The organism is Gordonia aichiensis, assembly GCF_039946255.1.
Taxonomy (GTDB): Bacteria; Actinomycetota; Actinomycetes; order Mycobacteriales; family Mycobacteriaceae; genus Gordonia; species Gordonia aichiensis_A.
The window spans coordinates 66,683-80,554 of the sequence record NZ_JBCDWL010000005.1 but is presented as its reverse complement, the minus strand read 5'-3'; the positions used below and the strand labels follow the sequence as shown (position 1 = coordinate 80,554).

At 69.3% G+C, this 13,872-nt stretch carries 14 protein-coding genes; 9 read left to right on the top strand and 5 right to left on the bottom strand.

Translation table 11 applies throughout. The features are described 5' to 3' along the window. Position 1: 1 nt before the first annotated feature. On the bottom strand, positions 2-649 hold the full coding sequence (locus tag AAFO60_RS07920; protein WP_347955628.1) for an O-methyltransferase: 648 nt from the start codon (positions 647-649) through the stop codon (positions 2-4). Between the two features lie 220 nt (positions 650-869). Between AAFO60_RS07920 and sigE the strand changes: the two genes are divergently transcribed. The 4 genes from sigE to tatB all read left to right on the top strand — a co-directional run bounded on the left by sigE (position 870) and on the right by tatB (position 3,897). Further along, on the top strand, positions 870-1,493 hold the full coding sequence (gene sigE / locus AAFO60_RS07915) for an RNA polymerase sigma factor SigE (protein ID WP_347955627.1): 624 nt from the start codon (positions 870-872) through the stop codon (positions 1,491-1,493). 68 nt (positions 1,494-1,561) lie between these two features. Then, a complete protein-coding gene (locus AAFO60_RS07910) occupies positions 1,562-1,960 on the top strand; it encodes a zf-HC2 domain-containing protein (protein WP_347955626.1) in 399 nt (132 codons plus the stop codon). 3 nt (positions 1,961-1,963) lie between these two features. After that, positions 1,964-3,418, top strand: coding sequence for a trypsin-like peptidase domain-containing protein (locus tag AAFO60_RS07905; RefSeq protein ID WP_424326952.1), 1,455 nt, complete (start codon positions 1,964-1,966; stop codon positions 3,416-3,418). Positions 3,419-3,453: 35 nt separating this feature from the next. Next, positions 3,454-3,897, top strand: coding sequence for a Sec-independent protein translocase protein TatB (gene tatB, locus AAFO60_RS07900; RefSeq protein ID WP_347955625.1), 444 nt, complete (start codon positions 3,454-3,456; stop codon positions 3,895-3,897). Positions 3,898-4,043: 146 nt separating this feature from the next. On the opposite strand, the gene AAFO60_RS07895 is transcribed toward tatB, so the two are convergent. From AAFO60_RS07895 to AAFO60_RS07880, 4 genes are all read right to left on the bottom strand, one after another. After that, entirely contained in the window at positions 4,044-5,186 is a 1,143-nt protein-coding gene (locus AAFO60_RS07895; protein ID WP_347955624.1) for an Mrp/NBP35 family ATP-binding protein, read from the bottom strand. 42 nt (positions 5,187-5,228) lie between these two features. Then, complete coding sequence (locus AAFO60_RS07890) at positions 5,229-6,380, bottom strand: lytic transglycosylase domain-containing protein (RefSeq protein ID WP_347955788.1); 1,152 nt, start codon at positions 6,378-6,380, stop codon at positions 5,229-5,231. Positions 6,381-6,486: 106 nt separating this feature from the next. Next, on the bottom strand, positions 6,487-6,999 hold the full coding sequence (locus AAFO60_RS07885; RefSeq protein ID WP_347955623.1) for a DUF1003 domain-containing protein: 513 nt from the start codon (positions 6,997-6,999) through the stop codon (positions 6,487-6,489). Beyond that, positions 6,999-8,276, bottom strand: a complete 1,278-nt coding sequence (locus AAFO60_RS07880; protein WP_347955622.1) for a magnesium transporter MgtE N-terminal domain-containing protein — start codon at positions 8,274-8,276, stop codon at positions 6,999-7,001. Before AAFO60_RS07880 ends, AAFO60_RS07885 begins: the two co-directional genes overlap by 1 nt. A gap of 37 nt (positions 8,277-8,313) precedes the next feature. Between AAFO60_RS07880 and AAFO60_RS07875 the strand changes: the two genes are divergently transcribed. The 5 genes from AAFO60_RS07875 to AAFO60_RS07855 all read left to right on the top strand — a co-directional run bounded on the left by AAFO60_RS07875 (position 8,314) and on the right by AAFO60_RS07855 (position 13,830). Then, positions 8,314-8,790 carry a general stress protein gene (locus AAFO60_RS07875; RefSeq protein WP_347955621.1) on the top strand — a complete coding sequence of 159 codons (477 nt, stop codon included), beginning with the start codon at positions 8,314-8,316 and terminating at the stop codon, positions 8,788-8,790. A 211-nt stretch (positions 8,791-9,001) separates the two neighbouring features. Next, positions 9,002-10,489, top strand: a complete 1,488-nt coding sequence (locus AAFO60_RS07870; protein ID WP_432211700.1) for an extracellular solute-binding protein — start codon at positions 9,002-9,004, stop codon at positions 10,487-10,489. Further along, positions 10,486-11,820, top strand: a complete 1,335-nt coding sequence (locus tag AAFO60_RS07865; RefSeq protein ID WP_347955620.1) for a carbohydrate ABC transporter permease — start codon at positions 10,486-10,488, stop codon at positions 11,818-11,820. Before AAFO60_RS07870 ends, AAFO60_RS07865 begins: the two co-directional genes overlap by 4 nt. Positions 11,821-11,826: 6 nt before the next feature. Continuing rightward, complete coding sequence (locus AAFO60_RS07860) at positions 11,827-12,657, top strand: carbohydrate ABC transporter permease (RefSeq protein WP_347955619.1); 831 nt, start codon at positions 11,827-11,829, stop codon at positions 12,655-12,657. Between the two features lie 3 nt (positions 12,658-12,660). Beyond that, positions 12,661-13,830, top strand: coding sequence for an ABC transporter ATP-binding protein (locus AAFO60_RS07855; protein WP_347955618.1), 1,170 nt, complete (start codon positions 12,661-12,663; stop codon positions 13,828-13,830). Positions 13,831-13,872 lie beyond the last annotated feature (42 nt).

Here is a 13,872-nt window from a genome sequence, read left to right as displayed (position 1 = left end):
ATCAGGCCTTCGCGGCGGCGAGCAGGCCGGTGCCGACCGGGATGACGGCGGGCAGCAGGCGGTCGTCCTCGGCGATCACCGACGCCGCCTCCCGGACGGCCAGCGTGCGCGGGTCGGTGGCGTCGCGGTCGGCGATCGTGCCGTCCGCGGAGGCGTTGTTGACCACCACGAGGCCGCCCGGCCGAACGATCCGGATCGCCTCGGTGACGAACACCGGATAGCTCAGCGGCGCGCCGTCGACGAAGACCAGGTCGTAGGTGTCGTCGGCGAGCCGCGTCAGCACATCGCTCGGCGCGCCGTTGATCAGTCGGGTGCGGCCGGGCGCGATGTGCGCGTCGGCGAAGGTCTCGCGCGCCGCGCGATGATGCTCGGGTTCGGGATCGATGGTGGTCAGCACCCCGGTCTCGGGCATGCCCGCCAGCAGCCACAGGCCGCTGATCCCGACCCCGGTCCCGATCTCGACGACGTGCTTGGACGCGGCCACCCGTGCCAGCAGTGACAGGAGTGCGCCGGTCGCGGGCGAGATGGTCGGTGCACCGAGTTCCTCGGCGCGCAGCCGAGCGGCGACGAGCGCGTCGTCTTCGACGATCGCGCTCTCCGCATAGGCGCTGAGGATCTCCGCTCGCGGGGTGGCCGCTGTGTCAGTCATGACAACGAGGGTGCCACACGTCGCTGACCTGCGGCTTGCGGGCTCGCCGATTCGTCCCGACCCATCCTTAGCTAACACTCAGGCCAGTTATAGCCGACCCTCATTCGAATGGGACAGGGTAGAGCGCAATGGTTCGGAATACCGATCGCTCCGATGTCGTTGTACGGGCAGTGACCGCCCACACCTCGCGGCGGCGAAGAAAGGAACTGGCATTCTCACGATGACCGTCCCTGACGCAGGCGCAAACCACCCCGACGGCTCCGCCGGAGCCTTCCGCGGGACCGCCGGATTCGACGCCACCGGCGATCGACACCTGATGCCGTCGTGGGACGAACTGGTCGCCGAACACGCCGACCGCGTGTACCGCCTGGCCTACCGGCTCTCCGGCAACCAGCACGACGCCGAGGACCTGACCCAGGAGACCTTCATCCGAGTCTTCCGGTCGCTGACCAACTACAAGCCGGGCACCTTCGAGGGTTGGCTGCACCGCATCACCACGAACCTGTTCCTGGACATGGTGCGGCGGCGCAGCAAGATCCGCATGGAGGCCCTCGAAGGCGAGTACGAGCGCATCCCCACCAGCACCCCCGACCCGCAGCAGGCCTTCGCCGACGCCAACCTCGATCCCGACCTGCAGGCGGCCCTCGACTCGTTGGCTCCGGAGTTCCGCGCCGCCGTCGTGCTCTGTGACATCGAAGGCCTCTCCTACGAGGAGGTCGGCGCCACCCTCGGGGTGAAGATGGGGACCGTCCGCAGCCGGATCCATCGCGGCAGGCAGGGCATCCGCCAGTTCCTGGCCGCGCGCGGCTACACCGACAGCCGCTCGGTCGCGGCCGCGGAGTGAGGCGGCCGACCCGCCACGGCGTCTTCGGCTACCCTGGGCAGTCGGATAAAGTGAGCCGCAATGACGCCATGAGAGGGGTGACGCCGGTGGGTCTCGGACAGACAGGCCGTTCGCGCGGGGGTCGTCGTGCCGCTCCGGCGCCGATCTCGCCCGATCCCGGTTTCGCCGCGTGGAATCCTCGTCGCCCGTCGGCCTTCGCCTCGACCGAGCACCTGAATCCGGAGGCCGTCGTGGCCTACGTCGACAACGAGCTGACCATCCAGGCCGCTGCGCGTGCCGATACGCACCTGGCGCTCTGTCACGACTGCGCACGCGAGGTGACCGCGCAGGCTCGGGCCCGGACCATGCTGCAGGCCTGCCAGACCGAACTGAGCGTGCCCGACTCCCTGCGTGCGCAGTTGAGTCGGATTCCGACGCAGGAGATCGACCTGCGCAGCGACCGTCGAACCAACCGGTGGGGCCGCTGACTCGTGACCGACAGTTCCACCACGTCCGACGTGCGGTCGGCCGCCGCCGCGCCGCCGGAGCCGAACCGACCGGACCAGGCCGCCACCTTCGGCAGGCCGCCCGGCGTCGAAGGCTCCTTCGCGCCCGACGTCGCACCCGCCGGACGACCGCAGCCGACGGTCGCCGCGCCGGATCCGGTGCTCGCCGAGGCCTTCGCCCGTCCGGCCGGTGTCACCGACACGCTGCAGCGCGATCCCTACGCGCAGCCGGACGCTGAACCCGAGGCCGAACCCGATCCCTGGCGCGATCCGGGCAGCTTCGCCTCGATGTCGTCGCCCGCCGTCGGGCCCGAGGAATCGGTGCAGGCCGTCGATCCGGGTCCCCGCCTGGGCATTCGCGAACTGCTGTTCGGCGGCCGGGTGCACTGGTGGGCGCTGGCGACGCTGGGTGTGCTGGCTCTGTTCATCGGACTGTTCGGCGGACTCGTCGGTCGGTGGACCGCCGAAGTCGTCACCCCGCTGCACGCCGACACCGTCAGGCTCGAAGGCGGCAGCCCCGACTCGGGCCGACCGAACACGAACGTCGAGCGCGTGGCGAAGGCGGCGCAGAAGTCCGTCGTCACGATCGAGGTGCGCACCGCCGTCGACGGCGGCTCCGGCTCGGGATTCGTGGTCGACAAGGCCGGATACATCGTCACCAACAACCATGTGATCTCCAAGGCGGCGAACGACTCCAAGGCCAAGCTCGAGGTGGTCTTCGCCGACCGACAGCGGGTGCCCGCGCGACTGGTGGGGCGTGACGTCAAGACCGATCTGGCCGTCATCAAGGTCGACGACGTCACCGGGTTGACGGTCGCCGACCTCGGCAACTCCGACGACCTGCAGGTGGGGCAGGAGGTGATCGCCTTCGGTTCGCCGCTCGGCCTCGACAAGACGGTCACCAGCGGGATCATCTCCGCCGTCGACCGTCCGGTGCCGCTGCGCCCGGACGCCGATTCGGACACCGACGCGGTGATCAACGCGATCCAGACCGACGCGGCGATCAATCCCGGCAACTCCGGTGGTCCGCTCCTCAACGACGACGCCCAGGTGATCGGTGTCAACACCGCCGGGGCGATGACGGCGGGCGGCTCGATCGGCCTCGGTTTCGCGATCCCGATCAACGAAGTGATCCCGATCGCCAACACCCTCATCAAGGACGGCAAGGTGACCCATCCGGCGGTCGGCATCACGGCCGCCACCGTCCGCAATGATCGGATCTTCGGCGCTCAGATCAAGGACGTCGCGGCCGGCAGCCCGGCGGCGTCGGCCGGACTGCGCGAGGGCGACGTGATCACCAAGTTCAACGGGCGCCCGATCGAGGGCGCCGACGAGTTGACGGTGGCCGTGCGGACGTCGAAGATCGGAGGCGACGTCGAGTTCACCTACTGGCGCGACGGGCGCTACTTCGACGGGCGCATCACCCCGGTCAGCGACTAGCTGACCTACGGCTCGGCAGAGGACGGCGAGAGACCATGTTCAGCAGCATCGGCTGGGGCGAACTGCTCATCCTGTTGGTCGCCGCGTTGATCATCCTGGGACCCGAACGCCTTCCCGGCGCGGTCTCGTGGGCGATGGGATCGCTGAAGAAGGTCCGCGACTATGCGACCGGCGCCAGCTCACAGCTCCGCGACGAGCTGGGGCCCGAGTTCGATCAACTCCGCGAGCCCTTGACGCAGCTGAACGAGCTGCGTCAGATGAGCCCGAAGAGCATCGTCACCAAGCATCTCTTCGACGGCGACTCGTCGACCGTCGACGACATGGGCAAGTCGGTTCGGGAGACGCTCGACATCAGCCGGGTGCAGCCGCGCCGCGAGACGCCGTCGTCGGGGCCGGCCGTCCCGGGATCGGCTCAGGCGTCCGGCGAGTCGCCATCCTCGCCGCGCCGCCACGACGTCACCGACTGGGAAGCCACCTAGCCTTCACGCCCCGGCCTTCATCCGCCGGTCTTCACTTCACCCGTCGGTCGTCGGCACCCCCGCAGACGGATCCGCGACCCTGCGAGGGCGCCTGCCGTCGAGGGTCGCGGATCCGTTCGGGGCCGGCTCGTTCGGTGTCGAGCGGCTCAGTGGCGAGTGGTGTCGATGCCCAGGCTCATGCCCGCCAGGCCGCGGCGGCGCACCGCCAGCTTGTCGGCGATCGCTCGCAGCGCCGAACCGGAGGCGGACTCGGGGGCCGAGAGCACGACCGGGGTGCCGGCGTCGCCGCCCTCGCGCAGCTCCTGCTCGAGCGGGACCTGGCCGAGGAGTTCGACGGTCGCACCGACCGCGCGCGTCAGCCGATCGGCCACCGTCTGGCCGCCGCCGGAGCCGAAGGGCTCGATGCGCGAACCGTCGGGCAGTTCCATCCACGACATGTTCTCGACCACGCCGAGGATCTTCTGGCGGGTCTGCAGGGCGATCGCGCCCGCGCGTTCGGCGACCTCGGCGGCCGCCTGCTGCGGGGTCGTCACCACCAGGATCTCCGCGCCCGGGATCAGCTGGGCGATCGAGATCGCGACGTCGCCGGTGCCGGGCGGCAGGTCGAGCAGGAGCACGTCGAGGTCGCCCCAGTAGACGTCGGCGAGGAACTGCTGAAGTGCGCGGTGCAGCATCGGCCCGCGCCACGTGACCGGCGTGTTCCCGTCGGTGAACTGGCCGATCGAGATGAACTTGACCCCGTGGCTCTGCGGCGGCATGATCATCGACTCGACCTGGGTCGGTTTGGCGTCGCTGCCGAGCATGCGAGGAATGCTGTGGCCGTAGATGTCGGCGTCGAGCACACCCACCGACAGTCCGCGGTCGGCGAGCGCGGTCGCCAGATTCACCGTGACGCTCGACTTGCCGACTCCGCCCTTGCCGGACGCGATCGCATACACCCGGGTGAGGTTGCCGGGCTTGGCGAACGGGATCTCCGGTTCGGCACGGTCGCCGCGCAGCTTCTTGCGCAGTGCGGTGCGCTGTTCATCGTCCATGACGTCGAGTTCCACCCGGACGGTGCCGACACCGGGAACATCGGCGACCGCGGTCTCAACGCTGTCGGAGATCTTGGTGCGCATCGGGCATCCGGCGGTGGTCAGGTAGACGCCGACGTCGACGCTGCCGTCGTCGGCGACGGTCACCGATTTGACCATGCCGAGCTCGGTGATCGGTTTCCCGATCTCGGGGTCCATGACCTTGCTCAACGCCGAGCGGACTGCTGATTCGTTGGGACTGGCGAGAGTGCTCACGACTCAACCATATCCCTGTCGAGACGGATCAGGCCGATCGGCTCAGCGGGCGGTGGACCGGGGCGGTGTCGTGGCCTGCGGGGACGGCTTCGGCTTCGGTGCCGGCAGCGGGGCCGGACCGATGCCGGGCGGCAGGCAGATGATGCCGAGGCAGTTCTGCGGCGGCCGGGCCGGTGAGGTCTTGCTCGGCGGCGTCGAGGTGCCGGGCGCCGGGGACGAGCCGGTCTTGTCCCGGTCCTGCTTGTCCCCGTTCTTCTTGTCCCGGTCCTTCTTCGCCTGATCCTTGGCGTCCTTGTCCGCGGGCGCGGCGGACATCTCCGGGATCGGCGTCGTGGGCATCACGCCTGCGGCGTAGGCGCCGGCCCAGCCGAGAACGTTGTTCACGTACGCCATCGAATGGTTGTAGCGAAGCACGGCGTTGACCTTGTTCTGGCCGGCCATGATGTCGGCGACGCCCGCGCACAGGTAGCGTCCGGCCGAGTAGGTGGCGTCGAAGATGTTGTCGGGATCGGCTTTCCCGTCGCCGTTGCCGTCCGCACCCCACGCGGCCCACGTGCTGGGGATGAACTGCATCGGTCCCATGGCGCGGTCGTGGGTCGGGTCGCCGTCGAGCTTGCCGCCGTCGGTGTCGCGGATGACCGCGTTGCCGGCGAGGGTGCCGTCGAGAACCGGGCCGCGGATCGGGGTGCGGGAGTTGCCGAAGGCGTCGACGTTTCCGTTGCCGGCGTGGCCGGACTCGATTCTGCCGATGCCTGCCAGGAGGAACCAGGGCAAACGGCACTGCGGGGTCTCGGCGGCGACGCGCGTCGCCGCGAGCTTGTAGGCCTTCAACACGACGCCGGGGATGCCGAGCGGTCCCGGCGGCAGGTTCGCGGCGAGGCGGAACTGGGCGGCGCCGTCGCCGTCGATCGCGGGTGCGGCCGGCGGCGCGAAGCCGACCAGGCGGGTCGGGGCGGAGGGCACGGTGCCGGCGATGGACCGCACGAGGGCCGCCGCCTGATCGCCCGAGAGCTGGTCTCCGGCGAGGTCGACGGCGGTGTGCGCGGTGCCGCGCGGGCGGGGATCGGCGGTCGCGCTCGACACGGTGCCGCTCAGGACGAGCGCGCCGAGAGCGAAGGCGGTGGTCCCGACGGCAAGACTGCGACGAGGCACGTGAACCCGGTTCGGGTGGTTCCGCCAGAAAGAGATCCCCATCATCCTTCTCTACTTCACTCGCGTGTCGTTCACATCGAAATCGCGGGGAATCTGAGATCATCCCCCCGGTGACTGTGAGCCAGCATACATGCCGAGAGGCCGCTGCTCATGCCGGAGGCTGCTCATCATCACGGTCGGCTGCCGGTGCGGCCAGGCGTGCGGCGAGTTCGTCGACCAGGTCCTCCAGTTCGCGCCGCAGATAGTCGCGGGTGACGGTGTCGCCGACGGCCAGCCGGACGGCGGCCAGCTCGCGTGCCAGGAACTCGGTGTCGTCCTTCGTCTGTGCGGCGCGGGCGCGGTCCTCCTCCAGGGAGACGCGGTCTCGGTTCTCCTGCCGGTTCTGCGCCAACAGGATCAGCGGGGCCGCGTAGGCGGCCTGGGTCGAGAACGCGAGGTTGAGCAGGATGAACGGGTACGGGTCCCACTCGAAGGCGAACAGCCCGATGTTGAGCAGGATCCAGACCACGACGATCACCGTCTGGATCATCAGATAGCGGCCGGTTCCCAGGAATCGGGCGATCCGTTCGCTGTACAGGCCGACGAGGTCGGAGTCGAGGTTGAAGGCGAACCGGGTGCGGCGGGGGCTCGGGGTGTCGAGGTGGCGTCCGGCAGGGCTCATCACACGGTGCCTTCCGGGTCGTTCTCACGCCAGTCGCGGGGGAGAAGTGCATCGAGCAGGTCGTCGACCACCACGGCGCCGAGGAGATGGTCGGTCTCGTCGATCACCGGCGCGCAGACGAGATTGTAGGTGGCGAAGAAGCGGGTCATCTTCTCCAGGGAGTCGTCGGGCCGCAGGCGTGGCATCTCCGCGTCGAGGATTCCGCCCACCAGGTTGGCCGGCGGTTCGCGCAGCAGGGCCTGCGTGTGCACGGCGCCGAGGAATTTGCCGGTCGGCGTGTTGGTCGGCGGTCGGACCACGAAGACCATGCTCGCCGACGCCGAGTTGATGTCGGGGTCGCGCACGCGTGCGAGGGCCTCGGAGACGGTCGCGTTCGCGGTGACGATCAGCGGCTCGGGCGTCATCACGCCGCCCGCGGTGTCGGGGGAGTGCAGCAGCAGGCGGCGCACCGACTCGGAATCCTCCGGATCCATTCGGGACAGGAAGGCCTCGGCCTCGGCCTGCGGGAGCTCTCCCATCAGGTCGGCGACGTCGTCGGGATCCATCTCCTCGAGGACGTCGGCGGCGCGCTCGGGATCGAGCCCGCCCAGGATCGCGGTCTGGTCGTCGGTCGGCATCTCCTGCAGGACGTCGGCCAGCCGCTCGTTGTGCAGCGCCGCGGCGATCTCGTCGCGCCGCTTCTCCGGCAGTTCGCGCAGGGCGTTCGCGACGTCGGGAGCGCGCATGTCCTCGAACTGCGCCAGCGCGGTCTCCACGCCCTGGCCGGGCCGCGACAGCTCGAGCAGCGACAAGCCGAGCACGTGCCGCCACTGCACGACGATGGTCTCGCCGCGGCGGCGCAGTCCCTTGCGGGTCGTGCGCAGGGCGACCCGGCTGATCATCCAGTCGCGGGTCCGGTTCTGTTCGATCGCCAGGTCGACGACGATGAGGTCGACGCCGTGCAGTTCCGGGTAGTCGGGGTCGTCGGTCCGGACCCGGGTGTCGAGGACCTGACCGACGGCCAGCGCCTCGTTGGGACGCACCCGCAGGCGCCGCAGGTTGACGTGGCCGGTGGTCAGCGTGACGGCGTCGGGTTCGATGCGGGTGACCCGCAGCATCGGGACGAAGATGCGTCGCCGGGTGGTCAACTCCACGGCCAGGCCGAGGGCGCGCGGCTGCTTGCCGGGCATGTGCATGGAGATGACGACGTCGCGGACTCGGCCGATCGACTCTCCGTCGGGGCCGAGAACGACGAGGCCGACTAGTCTGGCCACAAAGACCTTGAGGGCGGGCGTCATGCGTCAAGCCTAAAGTGAGCAGAGCCCAGGAGCAGAAGTGACGAACCCAATGCGACCGATGCGGGGATTGCCGACGCCGCCCAAGGGGTGGCCGGTGGGGTCCTACGACACCTACGCCCAGGCGCAGCGCGCCGTGGACTATCTGTCCGACAACGAGTTCCAGGTCGACAATCTGACCATCGTCGGCGTCGACCTGATGCAGGTGGAGAAGGTCCTCGGCCGGCTCACCTGGGGCAAGGTCATCGCGGGCGGCATCGGCTCGGGCGCCTGGCTCGGCCTGTTCTTCGGCGCCCTGGTGTCGCTGGTGGTCGGCACGTCGTGGACCCCGATCCTGTTCGGCGTCGTGGCGGGCATGGTGTTCGGTCTGATCAGCGCGGCGATCCCGTACGCCGCCACGCGCGGTCAGCGTGACTTCACCTCGACCATGCAGTTGGTGGCCGGCCGCTACGACGTGCTGTGCGATCCGCGCACCGCCGAGCAGGCGCGCGACATGCTGGCCCGCCTCGCGCTCTAACATCCCGCAGCGGCGTCCCCAACGCTGCGCCGCAGCCCTCCGGCCGGGCAGGCCGGTGTCGATCGGTCCCGCACGGTTCGCCGCAGACTTCGCAACACGTTTTCGGCACAGGTGTGCGCTGAGTCACCAGCTGTGGGATAGCCTAAGTCCCGCATCAGTTTTCACAGCTGATTTTCAGGGCAGGGCCGACAACCAGGAGGCTGGCAGCGAGATGAGCAAGGGTAACTCCACGCCGCGGGCAGACGCGGTCGTATCGCCCGGTCGTGCAAGACGATCGCTGACCAGAAGGCTCGCCGGGGTGGCGATGGCGGCGGCGGTCGCGGCACCGATGCTCGCCGCCTGTTCGACCGGGTACGAGCAGGGCGTGCTGAACATCTACGCGCCCACCGACGGTTTCGACTACATCAAGCAGTTCGCCAAGACCTGCACCGAGGAGTCGGGCGGCCGCTACCGGCTGCAGGCCAACGTCCTACCGAAGTCGGCCGATGACCAGCGGCTCCAGTTGGCTCGACGACTGGCGGGCAACGATCACACCCTCGACCTGATGGGCATGGACGTGGTCTGGACTGCGGAGTTCGCCAACGCCGGCTGGCTGGTGCCGGTGCCGGACGCGATGGCCGCCGAAGTGGAGGCGACCAACCTCGGCGGACCGGTCGCCACCGCGATGTGGCAGCGCCCCGACGATGCGCGCAAGCGCATGTACGCCCTCCCGATCTGGACCAACACCCAGTTGCTGTGGTTCCGTCCGGATCTGATGAAGCAGTCGCTCGGCAGCCGCAAGGCCCCGACCACCTGGGACGAGATGCTCTCGGACACCGCCGCGATCTCCGCGGCCGGCGGCCCGAGCTGGATCATGGTGCAGGCCAAGCAGTACGAGGGCCTGATGGTCTGGTTCAACTCGCTGCTCGCCAGCGCCGGCGGCTCGGTGCTCGACCCCGACGACGCCTCCAAGGTGACCTTGAACGACACCCCCGAGCATCGCGCGGCCACCGTCAAGGCGCTGCAGGTGATGAAGGCGGTGGCGACCGCACCCGGCCACGATCCGTCGGTCACGCAGTCCGACGAGGGCACCGCGCGCCTGGGCATGGAGACCGGCAAGGCCGCGTTCGAGATCAACTGGCCCTTCGTGTGGGCGTCGGCTCGCACCAACGGCGCCACCGGCGACGTCGCCTTCCTCAAGGACACCCTGGCGCCGTATGCGTCGATGCTGACCGACGAGGCCAATCCGCCGACCGACGCGCAGTTGGCGCCGATCAACAAGAAGATGCGCAGCCACTTCGACTTCGCCCGCTATCCGGGCGTCTACCCGGACCGACCCGCCCGCTCGACGCTCGGCGGATTGAATGTGGCCGTCGCCTCGACGTCGCGCCAGCCCGACCTCGCCTTCGAGGCCGCCAAGTGCATGACCAGTGAGCAGGCGCAGAAGGTCTACGCGATCTCCGGCGGCACGCCGCCGACCATCGCCTCCCTCTACGACGACAAGGACTTCAAGCTGGCGTACCCGATGGGCGACGACATCCGGGCGCAGCTGAAGGCGGGGGCCGCGGCGCCGCGGCCGGCGTCGCCGCAGTACCAGGCGATCTCGACGCTGGTGACCGCGACGCTCGCCCCGGTGGGCAGCTGGGATCCGGAGGCGATGGTCGACAAGCTCGCCGATCAGGTGCAGCGGGCGATCGACGGTGAGGGGATCATCCCGTGACCGACGATCAGCGCGGCGAACCGCCGCACGACGAGCCCGCGCCCGGGACGCAGGGCAGGCACGCTCATCCCGGCGACGCCGACGGCGATCCGGTGACGTCGACCGGCCCGAACCCGTCCGCGGACGGGATCCCCGCAGTCCACTCCGACGTGTGGGTGGCCCCGCCGGGCGCCCCGACCGGGCCGCCCCCCGCCGGGCCGCCGGTGTCCCAGCAACCGGTGTCCCAGCCGCCCGTGACCCAGCCGGCCGTGACCCAACCCCCGATGTCCCAACAACCCGCGACCCAACAGCCCGTGTCTCGGCCGCCCGTCCCGGCGCCCGTCGGCGCGGCGGCGACCTCGGCAGCGGTCTCGGCGGGGGCGACCGGACCCGGAATGAATGGAGGTTCCATGTCGGAGATCTTGGACACCGGTCCGGCCCCGGTGCCTGCGAAACCGCCGGTGCGGAAGGCGACGGCGCGTCGATCGTCGGAGCGTCGGCTCGCCTACTGGCTGGTGGCCCCGGCCGCACTGGTGATGGCCCTCGTCACCGGCTATCCGATCGTCTACGCGTTCTGGCTGTCCCTGAACAAGGCGACGCTGACCGCGCCCGACGAGCAGGAGTTCGTCGGCCTCTCGAACTACACGACGGTGCTCGGCGACGGGTACTGGTGGTCGGCGCTCGGAGTGACGGTGTTCATCACCGTCGTCTCGGTGCTGATCGAGCTGGTGCTCGGCATGGCCATCGCGCTGGTGATGCACCGGACGCTGTTCGGCCGCGGGACCGTCCGCACGGTGGTGCTGATCCCGTACGGCATCGTCACCGTCGCGGCGGCGTTCTCCTGGTACTACGCGTGGACGCCGGGCACCGGCTATCTGGCGAACCTGCTGCCGGACGGCTCGGCGCCGCTGACCCAGCAGTGGCCGTCGCTGTTCATCATCATCCTGGCCGAGGTCTGGAAGACCACGCCGTTCATGGCCCTGCTGCTGCTGGCGGGGCTCGCCCTGGTGCCGGATGAGCTGCTCAAGGCCGCGCAGCTCGACGGCGCCGGGCCGTGGACGCGACTGTTCCGGATCATCGTGCCGCTGATGAAGCCGGCGATCCTGGTGGCGCTGCTGTTCCGTACGCTCGACGCCTTCCGGATCTTCGACAACATCTACGTGCTCACGGCCGGCTCCAACGGCACCGGTTCGGTGTCGATGCTCGGCTACGACAATCTGTTCAAGGCCTTCAACTTGGGCGTCGGTTCGGCGATCAGCATTCTGATCTTCCTGTGCGTCGCGATCATCGCCTTCGTGTTCATCAAGGGGTTCGGCACCGCCGCCCCCGGTTCCGACGACGAGGGGAGGTAACCACTGATGGATGCGCACCTTCGCCGCAAGGTCGGCTGGACCGTCGCCAATGTCCTGGTGGTGCTCTACGCGATCATTCCGCTCTGGTGGATCATCAGCCTGTCGTTCAAGCCGACGGGCAGCGTCACCGACGGCAGCTTCATTCCGAAGCAGTGGACGTTCGACAACTACAAGGGCATCTTCCGCACCAGCGAGTTCACCTCCGCGCTGATCAACTCGATCGGCGTCGGCCTCATCACCACCCTGATCGCGGTGGTGCTTGGCACGATGGCCGCATACGCGATCGCACGGTTGGAGTTCCGCGGGAAGAAGCTGTTGATCGGCGCCGCCCTGCTGATCGCGATGTTCCCGCAGATCTCGCTCGTCACCCCGCTGTTCAACATCGAGCGCAGGCTCGGCCTGTTCGACACCTGGCTGGGCCTGATCCTGCCGTACATCGCCTTCGCGCTGCCGCTGGCGATCTACACCCTGTCGGCGTTCTTCCGCGAGATCCCGTGGGATCTGGAGAAGGCCGCCCAGATGGACGGGGCGACGCCGGCCCAGGCCTTCCGCCGCGTGATCGTGCCGCTGGCCGCGCCCGGGGTGGTGACCGCCGCGATCCTGGTGTTCATCTTCGCGTGGAACGACCTGCTGCTGGCGCTGTCGTTGACGTCGACGGAGAACGCGATCACCGCCCCGGTGGCGATCTCGCAGTTCACCGGCAGCAGTCAGTTCGAGGAGCCGACGGGCGCGATCGCCGCGGCGGCCGTCGTCATCACGATTCCGATCATCATCTTCGTGCTCTTCTTCCAACGTCGTATCGTGGCCGGGCTGACGTCCGGCGCGGTGAAGGGATAACCCATGGCCGACATCGTTCTGGACAACGTCACCAAGCAGTACCCGGACGGCTCGACGGCCGTGCACGGAGTGAACCTGAAGATCGCCGAGGGCGAGTTCATCATCCTGGTCGGCCCCTCCGGCTGCGGCAAGTCGACCACGCTGAACATGATCGCGGGCCTGGAGGACATCACCGAGGGCGAACTGCGCATCGGCGGACAGCGGATGAACGAGGTGGCGCCCAAGGACCGGGACATCGCGATGGTGTTCCAGAGCTACGCGCTGTACCCGCACATGTCGGTCCGGCAGAACATCGCCTTCCCGCTGTCGCTGGCGAAGGTCGACAAGGCCGAGATCGATCGCCGGGTGAACGAGGCCGCGGCGATGCTCGACCTGACCGAGCACCTGGACCGCAAGCCCGCGAACCTGTCGGGCGGTCAGCGTCAGCGCGTGGCGATGGGGCGGGCCATCGTCCGGACGCCGAACGCCTTCCTGATGGACGAGCCGCTGTCGAACCTCGACGCCAAGCTGCGCGTCCAGATGCGCACCGAGATCGCGTCCCTGCAGAAGCGGCTCGGCACGACCACCGTGTACGTGACGCACGATCAGACCGAGGCGATGACCCTCGGCGACCGCGTCGTCGTGATGCGGGCGGGCTACGTCCAGCAGGTCGGGGCCCCGCAGGAGCTCTACGATCACCCGGCCAACCTGTTCGTGGCCGGCTTCATCGGGTCGCCGGCGATGAACTTCATCCCGGGCCGACTGACGCCGAACGGCGTCGACTCCGTCGTGGGTCCGATCGCCCTGCCCGACCAGCCGCAGGTCGTCGAGCGGGCGCGGCAGGCCGGGAGCAACGGCGAGGTGCTGCTGGGGATCCGTCCGGAGCATCTGGAGGACGTGGCACTGCTGCCCCCGGGCCATCCGGGCGGCGGCACCGCGTTCGACGTCACCCTCGACGTCGTCGAGTCGATGGGGTCGGACAAGTTCGCCTACTTCCGGCTCGACACGCCGGGTCAGTCGCAGGGCGTGCTCAATGCGCTCGCCGAGGATCTCGGGTCGACGACACAGGGCGGCCAGAAGGTCGCTCGGCTCTCGCCGGCCTCGCGAGCGGTGCGCGGCGGTCAGGTGCGTCTCGGCTTGGATCCGAGTCACCTGCACGTCTTCGACACCGCGACGGGCGTGACCCTGCGCTAGCCGGACCGGCCGGGTCGGGGTCGAACGGCGGTCGTCGACTGT

Bases quoted from the DNA above. Each gene is read 5' to 3' on its own strand.
- AAFO60_RS07920 (WP_347955628.1), bottom strand. From the start codon at position 649: ATGACTGACACAGCGGCCACCCCGCGAGCGGAGATCCTCAGCGCCTAT.
- sigE (WP_347955627.1), top strand. From the start codon at position 870: ATGACCGTCCCTGACGCAGGCGCAAACCACCCCGACGGCTCCGCCGGA.
- AAFO60_RS07910 (WP_347955626.1), top strand. From the start codon at position 1,562: ATGAGAGGGGTGACGCCGGTGGGTCTCGGACAGACAGGCCGTTCGCGC.
- tatB (WP_347955625.1), top strand. From the start codon at position 3,454: ATGTTCAGCAGCATCGGCTGGGGCGAACTGCTCATCCTGTTGGTCGCC.
- AAFO60_RS07890 (WP_347955788.1), bottom strand. From the start codon at position 6,380: ATGGGGATCTCTTTCTGGCGGAACCACCCGAACCGGGTTCACGTGCCT.
- AAFO60_RS07885 (WP_347955623.1), bottom strand. From the start codon at position 6,999: ATGAGCCCTGCCGGACGCCACCTCGACACCCCGAGCCCCCGCCGCACC.
- AAFO60_RS07880 (WP_347955622.1), bottom strand. From the start codon at position 8,276: ATGACGCCCGCCCTCAAGGTCTTTGTGGCCAGACTAGTCGGCCTCGTC.
- AAFO60_RS07870 (WP_432211700.1), top strand. From the start codon at position 9,002: ATGAGCAAGGGTAACTCCACGCCGCGGGCAGACGCGGTCGTATCGCCC.
- AAFO60_RS07860 (WP_347955619.1), top strand. From the start codon at position 11,827: ATGGATGCGCACCTTCGCCGCAAGGTCGGCTGGACCGTCGCCAATGTC.
- AAFO60_RS07855 (WP_347955618.1), top strand. From the start codon at position 12,661: ATGGCCGACATCGTTCTGGACAACGTCACCAAGCAGTACCCGGACGGC.